The following is a 20,956-nucleotide window of genomic DNA, read 5'->3' on the forward strand; positions in this document are numbered from 1 at the left end:
ACTTTACGTTAGGTGTTGGAGTGCATACTCAATGAACAGTCTTACCCGCAGCGGCATGTTTTTTCTATCACGGTAATGCATAGAAAATGCCTGTTCTTCACTTTGCCAATCAGGAAGAATACGTTTTAGTGCACCTTGTTCAATCATAGGTAATGCTATGTAGTCAGGTATATAACTAATGCCAAGGCCTGTTTTAACAGCGTATGTCACCATTTGTATCTCATCGACTTCAAGACGTACCAAGTTATTTGGTTGATAATCGCACTTTTCACCTGTGAGTTGATTTTCTAATTGCCATGGGACTAAACCAACGCAAGTTATTTTTGAATAACCCTCTAATTGCTCTGGGTGAGTGATGTGTTCAATCAATTGACTTGGATGACAACATAAGAGGTTACGAGTTAATTTTAATTGCCGAACGACCCAGTCATCAATGCCTGGGTTCCTTATTCTAAATGCAATGTCTATACCTTGCTCTTCAATATCAATTAGGTCGTTTGAGAAACGTAAATCTAATTGTATTTCAGGATGTTGTAATAAAAAATCGCAAAAAATAGCGCTTAATAAATGCTTACCCAAATAAATAGGCGCCGAAATTTTAATTTTTCCTTTTGGTTGTTCTTTATCTTCGCTGAGATCCAGTGCGATACAATTGAGCTCATCAAACAATGTACAGTAGCGGTTGTAATATTGCTCTCCTGTATGTGTAAGTGTGACACGATGAGCATCTCGATTTAGTAATCTTAATTGTAAATCTTTCTCTAGCTGACGTATTCTAGGGCTTAAAGTTGATAGTGGCATGTCAAGGCTTTCAGATGCTTTTTTAAAGCTACCGAGTTTCACAATTGCGCAAAAGCAGCGTAAATCATCAAGGGAATAATTAGATTTCATTAGAAGCACAGGTCATAGTTAAGCTCATTTAATTTTTAAAGTGTAGTTACTTAATTGCAATTTATAGACAGGAAATTAATAAATATGATTGCTCTACACCCATCTAGTCTTCTAGTAAGTTTGACACATTTTGGCGTTTTTATTTTTTCAAAGTTTAGATAGATTTACATCATTAGACTTAATCGATTTGCTAGAAGCCATAATTGTTTATGGCCTCACATCTTATCTGCATGCATATAACAATAATCTACCTTGATTTAAGTGCCATGATTATTTTGATAATACGCGCGGCTTTTATCAGCTTGCTGACATAAATCGGTTAGGGCATGTAAACTACGTGTGGTCATACGATGTACTACATCGGCATCTAGTATGATGATTTGTTGATGTTTAACTGCTGGCAGTATTGGCCATTTTTGCCAATCATAACCCTCTTTGCCGGTTTGACTTTCTGACAGTGGCTGGATAATTATATCAATTTGGCTTTGCAATACTTGCTCAATGTTAACTTGCGGGTATCTTGCACCGGCTTCAATAAACGGGTTGTTAATACTGCAAATATCTAAAAATTGTTGTGGCCAGCTGCCTCTAGCAATAGTAGTCAATGGTCTCGACCACACTTCGTAAAAGCCCGTTAATGGTTTTTTTTCACCGTATTGCTGTTTAATATTGGCTAAGTCGGCTAAAAATTTAGCCGCAACACGCTCAGCTTGTTCACTATGGCCAGATAACTTGCCAAATAAGCGCAGTTCTTTAGCAACATCTTCAAAGCTGTCGGGCTGGGAGTAAACCACATTAAAGCCAAGTTGCTTAATACGCGCTAAGTCATCACTGGGATTACCACTTTGCCAAGCGATGACTAAGTCAGGTTGTAATTCAATGACTCGTTCTAATTGAATACGTAATGAACTACCAATCCTAGGGATTTTCTGTGCCGCTAATGGATAATCTGTATGTTCAGTTGCCGCGATGATTTGTTCACCTGCACCAATATCAAACAGCATTTCTACTATGTGTGGTGCAAGGGCAATAATGCGAGGTTTATCGGTTACATTAGTCGTTACAAGTTTAGGCTCGCTAGTGTCAGCTAGTGCGCTCGTAGTATAGAGTACACTGATTAATAAAAGCGCAAGACAATGAGTTAATTTCATAAAAATACCATTTAGTTCATTTAGTTATTTCGCCGCCGGTAAGGTTACCAGTCAATACCTTTTTGTGCTTTTATACCATTATCAAACGCATGTTTTAGTGGTTGAACTTCACTGACGGTATCGGCAATTTCAATAATACTTCGATGACAGGCGCGGCCAGTAATAATGACATGTTGCATAGCAGGGCGGTTAACAATAGCTTCAATGACTTCATCTAAATCTAAATATTTGTATGACAGCATGTAGGTTAATTCATCAAGTAAAATTACGTCGACACTTTCATCTTTTAGTAAGCGTTTTGCCTCTGCCCAAACTTGTGTTGCGGCGGCTATATCTTTTGATTTATCTTGGGTGTCCCAAGTAAAGCCAGTCGCCATTACATGAAATTCAACACCATTACTTTCTAATAAATTACGTTCACCACAAGCCCAATCGCCTTTAATAAACTGTAATGCAGCAGCTTTATAACCATGGCCAACAGCACGTGCTAACGTGCCAAAACCTGAGGTCGACTTGCCTTTGCCATTACCGGTAATAACAATTAATAAGCCGCGTTCTTCTTGGGCTGAGTCAATGCGGGCATCAACTTTTTCTTTGATACGTTGCATGCGAGCTTGGTGTTTTTGAGTTTTATCTGTTTCTGTTGTCATGTGAATTATCCTGTTTTACGAGTGCGATACATAATCGCTAAAAAGAAAATACTGCCAATGGCTGAGGTAATGATACCAATAGGAATTTCGACATTGCTTAGCGCACTGCGTGCTGCAACATCAACCCATACTAAAAAACAGCCACCGACGAGTGCGGAGCCGATAATTAACGGCATGGTTGTAACGCCTACCAGTTGTCTAACAATGTGTGGGATCATTAAGCCAACAAAGCCGATACCTCCACAATAAGCTACTATGGTGGCGGTAACTGCCGCGCATAAAGCTAAGAGTATTAAGCGTAACTTATCAACGTTGACGCCTAGGCTTGCCGCGCTTTCATCGCCGAGTAATAGCGCGTCAATTTGTCTGTGTAAGGCAAAAATAGTTAATAAAGTTATTAACACCATGGCACCGATCAAATAAAAATGAAACATTTCAACACGCGCTAAACTGCCCATTAACCAAAAAATAACTCGGTTGGTTGCAAAGGGATCGCCAAGATAAAGAATAAAATGACTGATAGAACCTAGCATGAACGAAACGGCAACACCTGTTAGTAACAAGTGGTTCATATTACGCAGCAAAGTTGCTATGCCAAATACAATGACCACGGAAAATAAAGCACCAAGAAAAGCCGCCAATGGCAGTGTTAGTGATTGTTGATCGCTCACGACTAACGTAGCGATAGTTGCCCCTAAACCTGCGCCAGAAATGATACCAAATAAATAAGGGTCGGCGAGTGGGTTTCGAGTAACATTTTGCAGAATTGCACCGGCACAAGCTAAGCCCATACCAGCGACTAAACCAACTAACACGCGTGGAATACGTATCTGCCAAATCACCATGTCGTGCATAGGTGAAGCACATTCATTAATCACACATTGAAATATATCAGTACTGGTAATCGTTGCAGGTCCATAGGTAATGGATAATACAATAGAGAAAATAGTGAAAATAACTAAGCCTGAAAATACCCAAGTATTTTTACCTTTTATGGTACTGATAATACTCATGTTCTTTCACCTTGACGGTCATTCGACAAAGTTGAATTAAGTGCTGAAGGGAGAACAGTCGAGGTATCTGAAGCGGGATAAAAATACACTCTAGGGACGCCACAATGTTGAGCGTCGTCTCGATAACAGGGTAATCCAAAAACATTGGTCAGTAACTCAGGTTTTAGCACTTGGTCTACACTGTTGTCACAAACTAAGTTGCCTTTATCTAACAACAGTAATCTATTGCAGTAATGTGCGGCAAGGTTGAGATCATGTATGGTCATAATTACGGTAATGTTTAATGCTTTAACCAGCTGTAGTATTTGGTGTTGATAGAAAATATCTAAGTGGTTTGTCGGCTCGTCAAGCACGAGTATTTTTGCTTTTTGTACTAAGGCTTTAGCAATTAATACTCGTTGCTGTTCTCCGCCGGACAACGTGTTGAAAAACTTCGCTTCGCTGCTGGCTAAACCGACCTTTTCTAATGCGAGCATAATATTTTGTTTATCAGCATCGTTGTCACGAGCAAAAAGTGCTTTATAAGGCAGTAAGCCCATTCTAACGACATCGTAAACTTTTAAATCAAATATCGGTGGCGCGTTTTGTACCACTAAAGCAAACGTTTGTGCTAATTCATGGGGTTTATACTGTGTTAATGCTTTATTTTTGAGTTTAATGCTTCCTTGCCAGTTTTTGTATTGGTTTAGTAAGCACTTTAGCAGCGAGGTTTTTCCTGCGCCATTGGGGCCTATAATGCCGATAATATCGCCGCGAGTAACGTCAAATGAAATGTTATTGAGAATCGCTTGTTTATCAACTGACCAAGAGACTGATTCAACACTGAGTAATTTTGTCATTAAAGGCAGCCTAGCTTAATGCACCGTATGTGTGGGAATTTTTGAATAATGTGCAAGTTGTCTTTTTTCATTACAGCCTAAAGCTTTTTCAAAGCATATGTTCAATAATTTAAAAACATAAAGTAGATAAAGTCATTAAGGTGAGGCAATAGGATACAAATGTCTTGTAGACAGTGTAACTCACGTGTATTCCCGCACGGTGTTAACTTTATTAGCGTTGTAAAAAATTTTGATACTAGGTGTCCTGACTTATAACTTTTAACTTTTAAAGTAAAGCTACATACAGTTGCGGGTACAGTCACGGCATTAAACCGTGTTCCCTATCAATTAGCCAATAAATAACAATTATGTTTCTGGCTAAAGGTATCGTTTATTAAGCGGGTGATTTTACGGTTAAGTATACTGCTTTACAATGAAAACCTTACAGTGATGACTGTGGTGGCTATACAATACGTATAAAAAAGGAGCCGAAGCTCCTTTTTAGTTTTCTAGTAATCTAGCATTTAAAGCTTACCAAATTTTAACGCGTTTCTCAGGGGCTATATACATAGCGTCACCTTCTTTTACGTCAAATGCACGATAAAATTCAGGCATGTTAGATAATGAACCTAAAGCACGGAATTCAGCAGGTGAATGCGGGTCAGTTGCTACACGGTTGCGCAATGATTTTTCAACCATTTTTCCACGCCATACTTGTGCATAACCCATGAAGAAACGTTGATCGCCAGTTAAGCCGTCAATCACGGTCGCTTCTTTACCATTTAATGATGCTTTGTAAGCTTTATAGGCGATAGTAACACCTGATAAATCACCAATGTTTTCGCCTAAAGTTAGTTCACCATTAACGTTTAAGTCATCAAAAACTGAATAGTTACTGTATTGTGCAACTAAGTTGTCAGTACGTACTTTAAAGGCCGCTAAATCTTCATCAGTCCACCAGTTACGCATGTTGCCGTCACCGTCATATTTACTGCCTTGGTCGTCAAAACCATGGCCCATTTCATGACCAATAACCGCGCCAATTCCACCGTAATTTACGGCATCGTCTGCATTTAAGTTAAAAAATGGCGGTTGTAAAATTGCGGCTGGAAATACAATTTCATTTTTAGTTGGATTGTAATAAGCGTTCACAGTTTGAGGTGTCATACCCCATTCTTGACGGTCGATTGGACCACCGAGTTTAGCGACTTCTTTATTGTGACTCACTATGCCAGAGCGCATGTAGTTGCCAACTAAATCATCACTTTTAATAACAAGTGCAGAATAATCTTCCCATTTATCTGGGTAGCCTATTTTAGGATCAAAGCTAGCTAGTTTTACATGTGCTGCTTTTTTAGTAGAATCTGACATCCACTCTAGGTCATCAATACTTGCGCCGTAAGCACCGCGTAAATTTTCAACCAATTCAGTCATGCGTGTTTTCGCTTCAGGTTTAAAGTGACGGGCAACATAAACTTTACCAATAACTTCACCTAAGTTGCTATTAACTGCCGAAACGCCACGCTTCCACATTGGGCGCTGTTCTTCACGGCCACTTAATTGCTTAGAAAAGAAATCAAAATTTTCATTACCTAAAGCTGTGGTGAGTGAGCTTGAAAAATTACTTAAGGTATGGAAAGTTAAGTAAGTCTGCCAATCAGCAAGCGATGTAGCGGCAAAAGTTTCACCAAAACCTTTTACAAATGAAGGCTGGTTAACAATTAAGTCTTTCTGAGCGGCTACACCTTGTGCTTCAAGGAAAGCTGTCCAGTTAAAGGCATCAGTAACTGTATTTAAGTCTGCAACATCAAATTTGTTATAACGTTTTGTGCTGTCTCGAGACTCAACTTTTGTCCAATGAAAACCCGCTAACTTTGTTTCAAGTGCCATGATGGTTTGTGCAGCTGCTTTGCCGTCTTTTAAACCCGCTAGGTTAAACATGTTTTCAATGTGAGCAACGTAACCAGAGCGTAATTCTTCAAAACGCTCAGTTTCATTGAAGTAGTAATCTCTGTCAGGCAAGCCTAAACCACTTTGCCATACATGTGTGGCGTAACGAGTAGAGTCTTTCGCATCAACACTGATGTAAAAAGCTAACGGGCTACCAACACCAACTTTTTGGTTTTCACCAAAGAAAGTTGCGAGTTCGTTTTTATCTTTTAGGCTATTAATACGGTCAAATATAGCTTGTATAGGCGCAGTACCAGCAGCATTACGGGTTTCTGTATCCATAAATGAACGGAATAAATCGGCAACTTTTTGCTCATCGCTACCCATTTTTAACCCTTTAGTTGCGGCTAATTCTTCGATAATGGCTTTTACGTTATCATCAGCTTCATCACGTAAGTCGTAAAATGAACCAATTGAAGTTTTGTCGCCAGGTATTTCATTGTTGTTTAACCATGCGCCGTTAACGTAGCGGTAGAAGTTGTCTTGTGGACGAACCGATAAATCCATATTGGCTTTATCAATACCAGATGCTAATGCTGTTTTTTGCATTACTGGTGCTTCAACAGCCGCTTTTGGACTGGTGTTATCATTACAACCTGCAATGAATAGTAAAGAGGTGCAAACGGCACTTGTTATTATTTTCTTCATTCAATACTCACGATTTAATTTATATTATGTAGAAGGCTCAGAGGTTGCAGAGCATTTATTTAAAGTACTCGATATTAAAGGCTATTAAGCCGATTTACTACAATAATGTTAATTTTTTTAACATTTTATTAACTTAAAGGTGTGATTTTAAATTTACACTGTGATTAATAAGGTGTTTAACAAGGCGATTAACAGGGGGATTAATCAACTAAACTAGAGTGATTGTTTGGGTTGGCTTCTGCTTATAGCAGGGGTATCTGTCGGTTTTAACTTTGATACCTAGGTTTTTACTTATTGTTTTCCACATTTTTCGTAAAATGTAGAAAAGTTAATAAAGTCAGAAGATATATCTTTATGAGCTGTGCTATGATTTTACGCTCAATAATCTTGGTGTTATTACCATTATCAATAAAGAAAGAGTTCATGTTTCAGCCAGTTAGTATTTACATCGGCTTAAAGTACAGCCGTAGCAGTCATGGAAAAGGTTTTGTTTCTTTTATCACCTTTTTTTCTATTATCGGTATTGTGCTTGGTGTCGCCTCTTTGATCACTGTTGTTTCTGTTATGGATGGCTTAGAGCGCGAGCAAAAAAGACGAGTATTGGGCTTAGTACCCCATGTGCTAATGTCTGCGCAGCAAACTCATATTAATAATTGGCGAGAGTTACAGCAGGATGTTCTCGCTTTACCTAGCGTTACGCAAGTTACACCTTTTCAGGAAAGTGAAGCGTTAATACAATCTAAAACCGCACTGCAAGGTGTTTTAGTGCATGGCATTATGCCTGAGTTTGAGCAACACAATATTATTAACACTGCCATGGAATATGGTCAATTATCGCATTTAGATACCCAGCCATTTAGCCTTGTTTTAGGACAAGCGCTAGCGCGAAAGTTAAATGTTAGCTTAGGCGATGTTGTGCGCTTAACGTTACCCAATAAAACCTTGTTTACCCCTATGGGGCGGGTGCCAGTTCACCGTACGTTTACTGTTGTGGGTATTTTTAATGTTGGCTCTCAAGTTGATGAGGCCATGGTCTATATTGAAATTAAGGATGGCGCAAAACTACACCGAAACAAAGGTGATGGCGTTAATCAATTAAGGTTGTATTTAGATGATGCGTTTAAGGCTCAGCAAGTAATCTCACAGTTATCGATTAAATACCCAAACTTTCAATTTGTCAGCTGGCAAGAGAGCCAAGGAGCATTATTTGCCGCGGTGAGTATGGAAAAAAATATGATGTGGCTAATGCTGAGCTTAATTGTTGCGGTTGCGGCTTTTAATATTGTTTCAGCATTAGTGATGGTAGTTATTGATAAACAGGGTGAAATCAGCATTTTACAAACACTAGGTTTAGACCGAAGTGGCATTGTTAAAATATTTATCACCCAGGGATTAACTAATGGTATTTTGGGCGTAATTCTGGGCGTAACACTTGGTGTAATATTAACCCTTAATTTAAACACATTATTTACTTTGCTCGGGGTTAATTTACTAGGGGCAGGGCAAACATTGCCTATTGCGCTTGATCCAGTCAACATTTTAGTTATTGTCATCTCTGCGCTGACGATGAGCTTTTTAGCGACGCTTTATCCTGCTTATCGTGCCGCGCAAACTCTGCCTGCAGAGGTATTAAGAAATGAATAGTAAATTGAAGCATAAATTGAACCATGAAATGGACAGAGAATTGAATAACAACATAAGCACAGACGGCGGTGAATCGAACGTTAAAACTGAACTTGCATTGGGTTTAGAGTGTCGCCAGCTCAGTAAATCTTATCAACAAGGGCCTGTTACAACACAGGTATTATCGAAGCTTGATTTAGCCGTTAAAGCGGGTGAGTTAGTTGCTATTGTTGGCAGTTCAGGCTGTGGTAAAAGCACCTTTTTGCATTTAGCCGGCGCGCTAGATACACCAAGTGCTGGTGAAGTGTTTATAAATGGTGTCAATATTCATCAGTTAACTGAAAAACAACGAGCAAAATTTCGTAACCAACACATCGGCTTTATTTATCAGTTTCATCATTTAATGATGGAATTTACCGCAGAAGAAAATGTGGCTATGCCGTTATTGATTCGTGGCGATAAACCAAAAGCTGCGATTGCTCAGGCCAAAGCTATGCTAGAACAAGTTGGTTTAGCGCATCGCAGTCACCATCGCCCGTCAGAGCTTTCCGGCGGTGAACGGCAGCGTGTCGCAATTGCTCGCGCCTTAGTCACTAAGCCGTCGCTTGTGTTAGCTGATGAACCCACAGGTAATTTAGATTTTGATACGGCTGAACAAATTTATCAGTTGCTACAGGAATTAAATCGCACGGTAAATACTAGCTTTGTTATCGTGACACATGATTTAACGTTAGCGGCAAAAATGGATCGACAACTAAAATTAGACCACGGACACCTAAAGCCGCTTGAAGAAGCTAACGAGATAATTAAATCGAATGATGGGGAAGCTTAGGTGCTAAAACCGTTAAGTGTTTTTATTGGCTTACGATATGTTAGAAGTCGTCATAGCAAAGGATTTTCATCATTTATATCAGCATCTTCAACCATAGGTATTGCCATCGGCGTTATGGTGCTAATTGTTGTGCTGTCAGCAATGAATGGTTTTGAACGGGCTTTAGCTACGCACTTATTATCTATTGTGCCTCATGCTGAAGTTATGGCAGTTAATGAGCCTATTAATAAGTGGCCGGAAAATGTTGCGTTAATTCAGCAAAATCCAAATGTGATTTCCGCCGCTCCGTTTATAAAAACGCAGGGTATGATGCAAAAGTCTGCGGCACTTAAAGGGGTTGAAATACGTGGTGTTGACGTGGACTTAGAACAGCAAGTCTCGGCGATCTCACGTTATATGATTGCCGGTGACTGGCAAAATTTAACGCTGGAAAATAGTGTGGTAATTGGCGCCGGTATTGCGCGTAAGCTTTCGGTAAAAGTGGGAGATACGGTGCAGTTGTTACTACCTCCCGCAACCTCGAATAACCAACAAGCGAGTAAAAATCAACAATTTCCAGTCCCGATGACCCAACAGGCAACTATTGTTGGTGTGTTTAAATTTGGCGGTACTATTGACGACACACAAGTATTTATTAACTTAGCAAAAGCCAGTGAACTACTCGGTTATCAAACAGGTGAAGTGCAAGGTATACGCCTAAAAGTAGCGGATGTTTTTGCGGCGCCACAAATTGTTCGAGACGTAGCATACAACTTTGACTTTTATGTTTATATGTTGGATTGGACACGCAGTCATGGGCATTTATTTAATGATATTCAGTTGGTGCGTTTAGTGATGTTTATTGTTTTAGTGCTGGTCATTGCTGTGGCGAGTTTTAATATAGTGTCGACCTTGATTATGGCCGTAAATGAGAAAAAATCAGATATTGCGATATTAAAAACCATGGGGGCAAAATCAAGCACCATTATGACGAGTTTTATGTTTCAAGGTTTAATGAATGGCATTGTTGGCTGTGCGCTTGGTGCCAGTTTGGGGATTTTAATTTCGTTGAATTTAACGGATATAATTCGTGCAATTGAAAGTACGTTATCGGTAGAGTTTTTATCTTCGGATGTTTATTTTATTGATTTTTTACCCACAATGTTACGTCAGCAAGATGTTATTAATACCGTTATTACTGCGTTGACGATGAGTTTGTTAGCGACTATATACCCTGCTTGGCGAGCAACAAAAATTGAACCTGCACAAGTGCTAGGGCAAGCATAAGTGGGATGATTTTATAGCATAAAAACTGGTTGTTTTTATGCTAATTATTTAGACTTCTTTGGCGAACGCCAACAAGATTTTAACTTCGGCGCTCTTTTCTTTTTTTCCATTCTTTGGCGACGGAAAAGCGCCAAAATGTATTTATCGCTAAATATCCTAAAATAGAAAAAACAGTCGCAAGCACAAGACAGCCAAGCATAAATGCAGGCCCAATCGTGGAAATACTATCGACCAACCATTGCCAACTCGCTTCAAAAGCAAATTTTCTTGTCGGAACACCAATAATCCAAGTGCCAACTACGTAGCAAAAATAAAAAATTGCCGGCATAGTCAAAGGGTTAGTGATCCAACAAAGGACAATCGATAAAGGTAGGTTTGCATGTACTATAATTGCAAAGCCTGCCGCTAAAACCATTTGAAATGGCACGGGCATAAAGGCAAAAAATAACCCTACAGCAAATGCTTTACTCACTGAGCGTCGGTTAAGATGCCACAAATTAGCGTTATGCAGTAGCGTACCAAAAATTTTTAAATGCTTATTGTTTTTAATCGTTAGATGATCTGGCATTAGGCGTTTAATTAGTTTTTTCGGCATAAATTTTCTTAACTTTAATGGCTAAATGGATATTGATCACTATGGAATGGTGGCTACTAACATTTTTTATCAGTGCTATTTTGTCATTATTCATGCCTATAGTGCCAGAGTTTTCTTTGCTACTAACAATATTGTTAATTTCATTATTACTTATTGTTATTAATAAGTTTAGATTAATAGCTATTGCTGTATTTGCCATGGTTTGGATCTTACTCGCTGGCAGTCAATATCAGCAAAGCTTAGACAAAAATGACATTGTCCTTGCAGAACTTCATAAAAAAGTTCACCTAATTCAAGGCGAAGTCAGCAATATTGTCCATACAAAGTCCGATAACAGTCGTTTCAACTTCCTTGTAAGTCATTGGCAAGGATACAAAGTTAATGAAAAATTCACAGTGCGCTTAACGTGGAAAGGTGCAGTTCAGCCTTTATTACAGGGACAAAAATGGCAATTAGCGGTAAAACTAAAGCCCGCGCATGGTTTGGCTAATATTGGTGGTTTTAATTATCAAGTATGGCTTAGGCAACAACAAATAGTGGCGACAGGTTATGTTAGGCCAGATAAAAAGTCTAAAACGCTAATAAAGACTAAAAAGAGAAATATTTTACTGCATGGCCAGACTAGCTGGCGCCAAACATTATATCAAAAGTTAACGGTTGTTTTGGATGAAGAACCTCTCGGCGCGTTAATTTTAGCTTTGGGTTTTGGCGAACGAGGCAAGTTAACGCCCGAGCATTGGCAGGTGCTGTCAGCAACAGCAACTCAGCACCTTATCGCAATTTCTGGATTACATATCGGCATTGTTGCCTTTGCAAGTTTAGTTTTTATACGTATGTTTATTCGCTTATTGCCATTGCGTTTATTGATGACGAAGCATTGGCAATTAAAACTAATGCAAATAAACTTAAGTTACCTTGCCGTGTTATTTAGCTGTTCTATGGCGTGGTATTACGCCTATTTGGCTGGTTTCTCTATTCCTACTTTACGTGCATTGGTGATGCTACTATTGTTTTGGACGCTTAAGTTTTTGACCATAAAAGTTACCCTGTTACGCTGGTTTCTATTGGCCATCGTTATTATTTTACTCGTTTGGCCGTTAAGTTTACTAAGTGCGAGTTTTTGGCTTTCAATTTCAGCTTTAGTTATCATTTTTTCGACATTTTCTCGTTTTTCGATGGGTAAATCAGAAATTGAAGAAACGATAAAGCTCCCATCGTTATTAATCGTTGAAAAAGTGCCTGAAACGGCACTGAAAAAACAATGGCGTAACCTTAAGTCGCGCTCATGGCTTTGGGTTAAAACATTGGTTGTTATGCAGTTTGCGTTAACCATGGCCATGTTACCTATCGCTGCATCATTGAGTTATCAACTTCCGTTGGCAGCATTTTTTGCTAATATTGTTGCCGTCCCTTTAATGAGTGTTACTGTTATTCCTTTAACGCTTCTTGCGGTAATAGCCTTGCCATTTAGTACTTGGTTATCGCACTGCTTTGCTGACTTTGCCTTAGTAAGTTTGTCATATGTTTGGCATTGGCTAACTTATTTAGCTAATGCCAAATGGGCAATGGTTGCTATTTCATATCAGCAAATACAAGCCATGTTATTCTTTTTTGCTTTTATAGCGTTGGCGTTGTTTTTTAGACTCAGTAAGGTGAAGTTTATTGCGACGTTAAGTTTATTTTTGATTGCAATATCGATTGACTATTTTAGTGCTCAACAGCATAAAACGTGGCAATTATCGGTACTCGACGTTGGTCATGGACTTGCCATTGTTATTGAGAAGAATAATCATGTTTTTATCTATGATACTGGCGCAAGTTACCCCAGTGGTTTTAATATGGCAGATGCCGCGCTTTTACCTTATTTAAAATACCAAGGCTATCAATCTATTGATGGTGTCATGATCAGTCATAACGATAATGATCATGCTGGTGGCTTACGTCATTTACGAGAGCAAATAGCTATTGACCGTGTTATTGCCAATGATATTGAGCTTAACCCGGACCAACATTGTTTATCAGGACAGCGCTTTAATTGGCAGGGGTTAAATTTTGAAATGCTGTCACCAATGCAAGCCATAGGTGATAAAAATGATGACTCTTGTGTGGTGACTATTAGTGATGGTGTTCACCGTGTTTTACTACCAGGTGATATATCGATAAAACAAGAGCGGCGGCTATTAAATGTTGCAGGCATGGATAATAAACTTAGCAGTGATTTGCTAATTGCTCCGCATCACGGTTCTAAATCATCTTCTAGTCGTCGATTTTTAGCCGCTGTTTCACCGCGTTATGTGGTGTTTAGCGCAGGTTATTTAAACCAGTGGCATATGCCTTCAAATGAAATACTAACGCGATATAACGCTTTTGATATTACTACTTTTAATACGGCTGAAGTGGGAATGGTGACGTTTAAATTTAGCCAAATTAAGGCCGAAGATAATTTGGCTAATGACAATGTAGATGGAGTCAATGTTGAAGGAAGTAAAGTTGAAGGGAAAAATAAGGGCAATATTGAAATCATTAATTATCGAGAGGATATTCGGCCATATTGGTTCGGAAATTAATCAGCAGTTGATAGTTTTTTGGCGTAATTAGTGAATTTATATTGCCTATAAATGTTTATCGGTTGGTTGATTGGCAAAATAACGCTAAAATACTGAGGCAATTTAATAATACCCACTGGTATTGTCCCTTAGGGATAAGATTTTTTGATAACGCATTGAGAGTATGAATGTCGACAAAACCACTACAACCGACTACAGAAGATACCACGCGACAAAACTTTAAGCGCCTATTGGCCTATGCAAAAGCTTATAAAGCGGCAGCCGTTGTTTCGATTTTAGGCATGTTAGGTTATGCCGCTATCGACAGTTTTGTCTTTTCTCAACTGCAACCGTTAATCGATAAAGGCCTTGACGGCCAAGACCCTGAATTTATGAAATGGGCGCCGTATGTCATTGTGGTAATGTTTATTTTACGTGGTATTTGTCATTTTGCTGGCAATTATACCTTGGCTTGGTTAGGCAATAATGTGGTGGCTAATATTCGTCAAGAACTGTTTGAACACGTTATGTCTATGCCGGTTGCTTATCATGATAAAGAATCTACCGGCAGCTTGATCTCAAAATTGACTTTTGATACTGAACAGGTACTTAGTGCTGTTTCTAAAGCCTTATTAACGTTAGTGCAGCAAGGGGCGTTTGTACTGGGTTTACTGATAGTTATGTTTTATAACAGCTGGCAGTTAGCGTCGATTTTTTTACTGATCACGCCCGTTATTGCGGGCATAGTGACAGTGGTTTCAGGGCGTTTTCGTACTATCAGTAAAGGCATACAAAATGCCATGGGCGAGGTTACAACCGCCGCAGAGCAAACCTTTAACGGCCACAAAGTGGTATTAACCTTTGATGGTCAGCAACGAGAATTTGACCGTTTTTCGAAAATTAATAAACACAATCGTCAACAACGTATGAAAATGGTAGCCACGCAAGCTGCCAGTGTGCCTATTATTCAAATTATTGCCTCATTCGCTTTGGCGTTTGTTTTGTATGTTGCCAACCTAGATTCTATGCGCGCCAATATTTCTGCTGGTGTTTTTATGACGGTACTCATGTGCATGGTAACGCTGCTTCGCCCTTTAAAACTTTTGACGACCGTGAATAGTGAATTCCAAAAAGGTATGGCCGCTTGTGTCAGTATTTTTGGCGTGCTTGATCAAAAAACAGAACATGATACTGGTACTATTGCTATAGAACGTGCAAAAGGTACATTGGCGTTTGAGCATGTTAATTTCTTTTATAATGATGATAAAGAAAAACAGGCACTTACTGATTTAAGTTTTACGGCTAATGTCGGCGAAACGGTTGCGTTAGTAGGGCGCTCGGGGAGCGGGAAATCTACCGCTAGTTCATTATTGTTACGGTTTTATAATGCCACAACCGGTAGAGTTTTAATCGATGGCAAAGATATTAAAGATTACAAATTAAAAGATTTACGCAAGCAATTTGCTTATGTTTCTCAACAGGTTGTGTTATTTAATGACTCTATCGCTAATAATATCGCTTATGGTAAACCCGAAGCCACACGTGAAGAAGTTGAAGATGCTGCCCGTAAAGCGCATGTAATGGAGTTTGTTGAAGGTTTACCCGAAGGTTTAGACACTAATATTGGAGATAATGGTGCGATGTTGTCGGGTGGGCAACGTCAACGAGTAGCTATTGCACGGGCATTGTTATGTGATGCACCTTTCTTAATTTTAGATGAAGCAACCAGTGCCCTAGATACTGAATCGGAACGTCATATTCAAGACGCTTTAAGTATATTGCAAAAAAATCGCACTTGTATCGTTATTGCCCATCGTTTATCAACGATAGAGAGTGCTGATAAAATTATTGTTATGGAGCAAGGCCAAATAAAAGAGCAAGGTGACCATCAAACATTATTAGCGAAAGACGGCGCTTATGCTCAGCTACATAAATTTCAATTTGGTGACTAGTTCTTTATGGATTTAAGATTTTATAGCAGCGATAAATTATGCGATTAATTGAAAAAGTATGGTTTCAGGGCCATCCAGCGAAATGGCTAATAGTGCCATTGTTGCTACCTTTAAGCATTCTTTTTGCCGTACTGAGTTTTTTACGCCGTTTAGCTTATCAAGTTGGATTATTTAAGCAGATAAAAATGTCGGTGCCGGTTGTCGTTGTGGGTAATATTGGCATTGGTGGCAATGGTAAAACGCCAGTTACCTTATATTTGGTTGAAAAGCTAACCGAGCAAGGTATAAAAGTTGGCGTGGTGAGTCGGGGTTATGGGTCAAAAGCGCCACACTATCCTTATCAAGTGACTGATGAAAGTAGTGCAGAAACAGCGGGTGATGAGCCGTTATTAATCTTTCAACGCAGTGGTGCTCCTGTCGTTATTGGTGCTGATAGGATACAAGCTTGTCAGTGCTTAATTGACCTGGGCTGTGAAATAATTATTGCTGATGATGGCCTGCAACATTATCGTTTAGCACGAGATTTTGAGTTCATCGTGATTGATGGTAAACGACTATTTGGTAACGGTTTATTATTACCTGCTGGGCCATTACGAGAGACAACAAGCAGAATAACACGTGCAGATTGTGTTATTGTTAACGGCTTAACTACATGGCAAAAACAAGTCAGTGCTTTCGCATTACCGGTATTAACCATGGTGCTAAAGGCAAACCAAGTGATTAATGTTAAAAGTGGGGAGTGTGTTGAGCTAGAAACCTTTTTAGCACAAAACCTCGCTATGGATAAACGCATCAATGCGATAGCCGGAATTGGTGATCCTCAGCGATTTTTTAATACGCTTGAGCAAGTGGGGTTTATTTTGTCGTCGGTTCAAGGTTTTATTGATCATCAAGCTTTTTCAGAAGATGATTTAGCACCATTCTCTAGTGATATTCCGCTATTGATGACCGAAAAAGATGCAGTGAAATGTGCTAGCTTTGCCCAAGAACATTACTGGTATTTACCGGTAGATGCAGAGTTTACAACTCATGCGAATGGCGAGTCGATAGCGACGGTAGTCACTAAAATTGCTGGGCTTGTTAATATTCATCATTCGTAAGCGTGAGCAAAAAATATAATAGTTATGTTAGTTAGCATTATTTGCCTAACTGGCTAGCATTAACAAAATTTAACGCTTGATACAGAGTTATCAAGCGATATTACCTTTAAGAGAGAGAATAATGGCGTTTGATACTAAATTAATGGAAATCCTAGCGTGTCCGGTATGTAAAGGAAAGTTAGATTACAATAAAGAGCAACAAGAGTTAATTTGTAAATTTGACCGTTTAGCTTATGCAATAGAAAAAGATATTCCGGTATTACTAGAAAATGAAGCGCGTCGCATTACCGCAGATGACGCATAATTTTTCACTAAAATACGTATAGCGTTCTAGAAAAACAAGACTAATGAGGTTTTTATGTCGTTTGTGGTAGTGATCCCTGCAAGATTTGAGTCATCACGTTTACCGGGTAAGGTACTCGCTGATATTGCTGGTAAGCCTATGATTCAATGGGTTGTAGAAAAGGCCTTAGCCAGTGGCGCTGAGCAAGTTATCGTGGCAACTGATAACGACGAGGTTGCCCGTGTAGTTAAAAGTTTTGGTGGCGAAGTCTGTAAAACCCGAGCTGATCATCAGTCGGGTACTGAACGTCTTGCTGAAGTAATGCAAACTTATCAGTTTTCTGATCAACAAGTTATTGTTAATGTGCAAGGGGATGAGCCTTTCATTCCGGTTGAAAATATAGCACAAGTTGCTGATAACCTATCAAGCCAAAACCAAGCTCGTATGGCGACGTTAGCGATGAAAATTGATAATGTCGAAGAAGCATTAAACCCTAATGCAGTTAAAGTGTTATGTGATAAAAATGGCTATGCACTGTATTTTAGTCGAGCGACTATTCCTTACGATCGCGAACGTTTTCTAAATAATGACCACATTGATGCCATTGGCGACTTCTATCTTCGCCATATTGGAATTTATGCTTATCGTGCCGGTTTTATTAAAGACTATGTGAAGTGGCCAGCTAGCCAGTTAGAGCAAGTTGAGTCATTAGAACAACTTCGTGTACTCTGGCAAGGTGAAAAAATACATGTTGCTGTTGCGAACACACGTTTAGAAGTTGAAGGTGTTGATACGCCTGAAGATTTAGAGAAGGCGCGTGCTTACGCTAGAACACTGTAAATAAGTCACTGTAAATTAATCAGTTTTATGATGAAAAAAAGAGGCTTTTAAGCCTCTTTTTGGTTTTTGACATTTATGTGGAAATTACTTTAAAAGTTTAAGTGCTTCTATACAACGTCCGATCTCTTGGTGAGTCGCTTTAACACTTTTTAATGCTTGTGGTTTCATTTCACTGTACGCGGTAATTAAATCAGCAAGTTCTTGCTCACTTGTCGCTGTACATTTTGCAGGTAATAAGCTTGAGGTGAACGACTCTAACATCGATAAATCACTACCCTCGTTGAGTTTAGGGATATGCGCCAGTATTTTAGCTTTGTAGGGGGCGGCCAAGGCTTGTTGCTCTGACGGAAATAAGCCCCACATAATATAGCGTAATGTCGAAAGCTTTAACTTTTCAGGATTATTAATTACCACATTAAACCATTTATCTTTAATGGCGGCTTCAGGGCGCAATACTTCGGCATAAATAGCATTTTTAACACCGGTATCTGAATTATCCTTTGCTTGCTCTGCAACTAATAACGCTTGGTAATTACCTTGCTGGTAACGGTTCATTTTTGCCACTAACGTCCAGCGCTTGTCTTGATCAATCAGTAAACCGTCAAAGCTCATTTCACCGTGTAATATATTTTGTAAGTTAGCTAAGTGTTTAGTTGTTTTACTCACATTTACATAACGGCTATACCACATTTTTTGAAAATCAGAACCCGCTTCCGCATGTTGTAAAAGTGAGAAGTAAAGATCTTCTACTTCGCTATAAAGTGCGGAGTAATCTTTTTGCTCTTGGCGTGTCGCGGTCGTTAGGTAACCTAATGCTGATGTTAAACTGCCTGCTATTTTTCGTATTACATTGTAGTCTTTTTCACCGGCGATGTTTGTAATAGCGAAATTGACAAAAGCTTCTGCTGAAAGGTTGGCGTCATTTACACTGTCAGATAAGCTTTGCCATAGCATGAGACGCATAGTGGTGTTATCTATCGCGTTAATATGTTTTTGTATAGCGTTAAGTGACTTGTCATCTAAGTCGACTTTAACATAACCCCAGTCAGCTTCATTTGGGTAGACCAAGTCAGGACAGGCTTTGCCTATCACGGCTTTAATGTCTGTGTTTGCACCTTGATACATTATCGGCGTTGCAGACGTTAAGGACATGGTATTGTCGTTGATGTTGTATAGGCCAATTTGTACGCGTTGTTCACGTAATGTAGGGTAGCCTTCAGGCGCTGATTGGTTTACAGAAAATTGACTAATTTTATCATCATTACACTGATAGCTTACTTTAATGGTATTTAAGCCTGCATTGTATAACCAGTCTTGCGTCCATTGGCTCATATCTTTATTTGCCGCTTTACCAAGCTCGCCAATAAAATCATCAAGATCGGTATTTTTATAAGAAAACTTCTTTAAGTAGTTACTTACACCCACTCGAAAATTTTCTTCACCTAAGTAATAAGGCAGCTGCTTAAGCACCGAGGCACCTTTACCGTATGTTATACCGTCAAAGTTTGAGAGTGCTTCTCCTGTAGATGCAACGGGTAACTCTATGGCGTGAGTGTTTACTGAATCATCACTTCGATAGGCCCATTGTTTAGTACCAGAGTAAAATACGTCCCACGTGTTCTCAAAATCGCTAGCTTCTGCAATCGCTAGGTTGGCCATATAAGTAGCGAAACTTTCGTTTAACCATAAGCCATTCCACCAACGCATAGTCACTAAGTCGCCGAACCACATATGGGCCATTTCATGGGCAATAACATTAGCTAAACTCATTTTTGCTTGCGTAGATTTTTCACCGCGCGCAATATAGCCTTCATTAAATGTGACAGCCGCTACGTTTTCCATCGCCCCGGCATTAAAGTCAGGGGCCACTACTTGGTCATATTTAACAAACGGGTATCTAACATCGAAATATTGATTGAAAAAAGCAAAGCTTTGCTTAGTCGGTTTAAACCATTCCTCTGTGTTGACATACTCAGCCAAACTTTGACGAGCGAATAATCGTAGGGGAATATCTTCAAAGCTATCTTCCCAAACCGCATAATTTCCGGCATGTAATGAGAAAACATAAGAAGAAAATTTAGCGGAAGCAGGAAAGACCCAATGTTTGGTGTCGCCAGTCTCTTCAATAGAAGTTTCGCGAGTAGCACTGATAATTTGCCAATGGCTCGGCGCATTGACCTCAAGGGCATAGGTCGCTTTTAAATCTGGTTGGTCAAAATGAGGGAAAAGGCGATTAGCGTCATAAGGTTCAAAGTCAGTGTACAGATACACCTCACCATTTTCTGGGTCAACGAAGCGATGTAGGCCTGAGCCATCGGTGGCGTAAGGGCGCTCATAAGCTACTTTAATTGTATTTTTACCGGCCGATAATGCGCTAGCAGGTACAGTAATAAACCATTTGTCATAACTAAATTCAGCGGGCTTTCCGTTGACTTCTAAACCGGTAACAGTACCTTCATCAAAATCAATGGTTAGATCATTAATGTTATTTTTTGCCAACTGAAAATTAAGCATTGAAACACCTGAAAAGCTTTCACTTTCAGTATCTAGTTTAACGCTTAGTTGGTAACTAACATTGCTAACTTGTTTGGTACGCATTTCGGCATAACTTGCGTTAAGCGATTCACTTAATTGGCGCACGATTCTAGTGGTGTGTTCAGCGGCCTGTATATCAGGATTTTCTGTTGTTGACTTATTATCACTACAACCACTTAAAGCAATTGTTACTGCAATCGCAGATGAAAGTATTGTCATATTGAGTGATTTGGCCAATATCGACGCTTGGTTATTCATGCGGC

16 protein-coding genes and 1 riboswitch are annotated in these 20,956 nt (G+C 39.3%); of the genes, 8 read left to right on the forward strand and 8 right to left on the reverse strand.

Annotated elements, in window-relative coordinates; all coding sequences use genetic code 11:
• Window positions 1-3 precede the first annotated feature (3 nt).
• The 6 genes from A3Q33_RS14390 to A3Q33_RS14415 form a co-directional block, all read right to left on the reverse strand.
• Window positions 4-891, reverse strand: a complete 888-nt coding sequence (locus tag A3Q33_RS14390; protein WP_081180542.1) for a LysR family transcriptional regulator — start codon at window positions 889-891, stop codon at window positions 4-6.
• Between the two features lie 257 nt (window positions 892-1,148).
• Complete coding sequence (locus A3Q33_RS14395) at window positions 1,149-2,042, reverse strand: cobalamin-binding protein (RefSeq protein ID WP_081180543.1); 894 nt, start codon at window positions 2,040-2,042, stop codon at window positions 1,149-1,151.
• 44 nt (window positions 2,043-2,086) lie between these two features.
• The gene (gene cobO / locus A3Q33_RS14400; protein WP_081180544.1) at window positions 2,087-2,692 is read right to left on the reverse strand and encodes a cob(I)yrinic acid a,c-diamide adenosyltransferase; all 606 of its coding nucleotides are present in this window, start codon (window positions 2,690-2,692) and stop codon (window positions 2,087-2,089) included.
• A 5-nt stretch (window positions 2,693-2,697) separates the two neighbouring features.
• Window positions 2,698-3,705: a FecCD family ABC transporter permease gene (locus tag A3Q33_RS14405; protein ID WP_081180545.1), complete on the reverse strand. Its 1,008-nt coding sequence runs from the start codon at window positions 3,703-3,705 to the stop codon at window positions 2,698-2,700.
• On the reverse strand, window positions 3,702-4,544 hold the full coding sequence (locus tag A3Q33_RS14410) for an ABC transporter ATP-binding protein (protein ID WP_081180546.1): 843 nt from the start codon (window positions 4,542-4,544) through the stop codon (window positions 3,702-3,704). Before A3Q33_RS14410 ends, A3Q33_RS14405 begins: the two co-directional genes overlap by 4 nt.
• Before the next feature lie 225 nt (window positions 4,545-4,769).
• Window positions 4,770-4,919: riboswitch (cobalamin riboswitch) on the reverse strand.
• A gap of 135 nt (window positions 4,920-5,054) precedes the next feature.
• Window positions 5,055-7,121 (reverse strand): M13 family metallopeptidase, encoded by a 2,067-nt coding sequence (locus tag A3Q33_RS14415; protein WP_081180547.1) that lies wholly within the window; start codon window positions 7,119-7,121, stop codon window positions 5,055-5,057.
• A 423-nt stretch (window positions 7,122-7,544) separates the two neighbouring features.
• On the opposite strand from A3Q33_RS14415, the gene A3Q33_RS14420 reads away from it, so the two are divergent.
• From A3Q33_RS14420 to lolE, 3 genes are read left to right on the forward strand one after another with little or no spacing between them, the layout of a single operon-like run.
• The gene (locus tag A3Q33_RS14420; RefSeq protein WP_081180548.1) at window positions 7,545-8,765 is read left to right on the forward strand and encodes a lipoprotein-releasing ABC transporter permease subunit; all 1,221 of its coding nucleotides are present in this window, start codon (window positions 7,545-7,547) and stop codon (window positions 8,763-8,765) included.
• Window positions 8,758-9,576 (forward strand): lipoprotein-releasing ABC transporter ATP-binding protein LolD, encoded by an 819-nt coding sequence (gene lolD / locus A3Q33_RS14425; protein WP_231295698.1) that lies wholly within the window; start codon window positions 8,758-8,760, stop codon window positions 9,574-9,576. Before A3Q33_RS14420 ends, lolD begins: the two co-directional genes overlap by 8 nt.
• On the forward strand, window positions 9,577-10,842 hold the full coding sequence (gene lolE / locus A3Q33_RS14430) for a lipoprotein-releasing ABC transporter permease subunit LolE (protein ID WP_081180549.1): 1,266 nt from the start codon (window positions 9,577-9,579) through the stop codon (window positions 10,840-10,842). It abuts the gene before it with no gap.
• Window positions 10,843-10,921: 79 nt separating this feature from the next.
• On the opposite strand, the gene A3Q33_RS14435 is transcribed toward lolE, so the two are convergent.
• A complete protein-coding gene (locus A3Q33_RS14435; protein WP_081180550.1) occupies window positions 10,922-11,437 on the reverse strand; it encodes a DUF2062 domain-containing protein in 516 nt (171 codons plus the stop codon).
• A gap of 41 nt (window positions 11,438-11,478) precedes the next feature.
• Between A3Q33_RS14435 and A3Q33_RS14440 the strand changes: the two genes are divergently transcribed.
• From A3Q33_RS14440 to kdsB, 5 genes are all read left to right on the forward strand, one after another.
• Window positions 11,479-14,004: a DNA internalization-related competence protein ComEC/Rec2 gene (locus A3Q33_RS14440; RefSeq protein ID WP_196797967.1), complete on the forward strand. Its 2,526-nt coding sequence runs from the start codon at window positions 11,479-11,481 to the stop codon at window positions 14,002-14,004.
• Window positions 14,005-14,171: 167 nt separating this feature from the next.
• Window positions 14,172-15,935 (forward strand): lipid A export permease/ATP-binding protein MsbA, encoded by a 1,764-nt coding sequence (gene msbA / locus A3Q33_RS14445; protein WP_081180552.1) that lies wholly within the window; start codon window positions 14,172-14,174, stop codon window positions 15,933-15,935.
• Between the two features lie 38 nt (window positions 15,936-15,973).
• Window positions 15,974-17,035, forward strand: coding sequence for a tetraacyldisaccharide 4'-kinase (gene lpxK, locus A3Q33_RS14450; protein ID WP_081180553.1), 1,062 nt, complete (start codon window positions 15,974-15,976; stop codon window positions 17,033-17,035).
• 121 nt (window positions 17,036-17,156) lie between these two features.
• On the forward strand, window positions 17,157-17,339 hold the full coding sequence (locus A3Q33_RS14455; RefSeq protein ID WP_081152527.1) for a Trm112 family protein: 183 nt from the start codon (window positions 17,157-17,159) through the stop codon (window positions 17,337-17,339).
• Between the two features lie 54 nt (window positions 17,340-17,393).
• Window positions 17,394-18,158: a 3-deoxy-manno-octulosonate cytidylyltransferase gene (gene kdsB / locus A3Q33_RS14460; RefSeq protein ID WP_081180554.1), complete on the forward strand. Its 765-nt coding sequence runs from the start codon at window positions 17,394-17,396 to the stop codon at window positions 18,156-18,158.
• Window positions 18,159-18,242: 84 nt separating this feature from the next.
• Here the strand turns inward: kdsB and pepN are convergent, their stop codons facing one another.
• Entirely contained in the window at window positions 18,243-20,951 is a 2,709-nt protein-coding gene (gene pepN, locus A3Q33_RS14465) for an aminopeptidase N (protein ID WP_081180555.1), read from the reverse strand.
• Between the last annotated feature and the right edge of the window lie 5 nt (window positions 20,952-20,956).

This window comes from Colwellia sp. PAMC 21821, assembly GCF_002077175.1.
In the GTDB taxonomy this organism is placed as follows: Bacteria; Pseudomonadota; Gammaproteobacteria; order Enterobacterales; family Alteromonadaceae; genus Cognaticolwellia.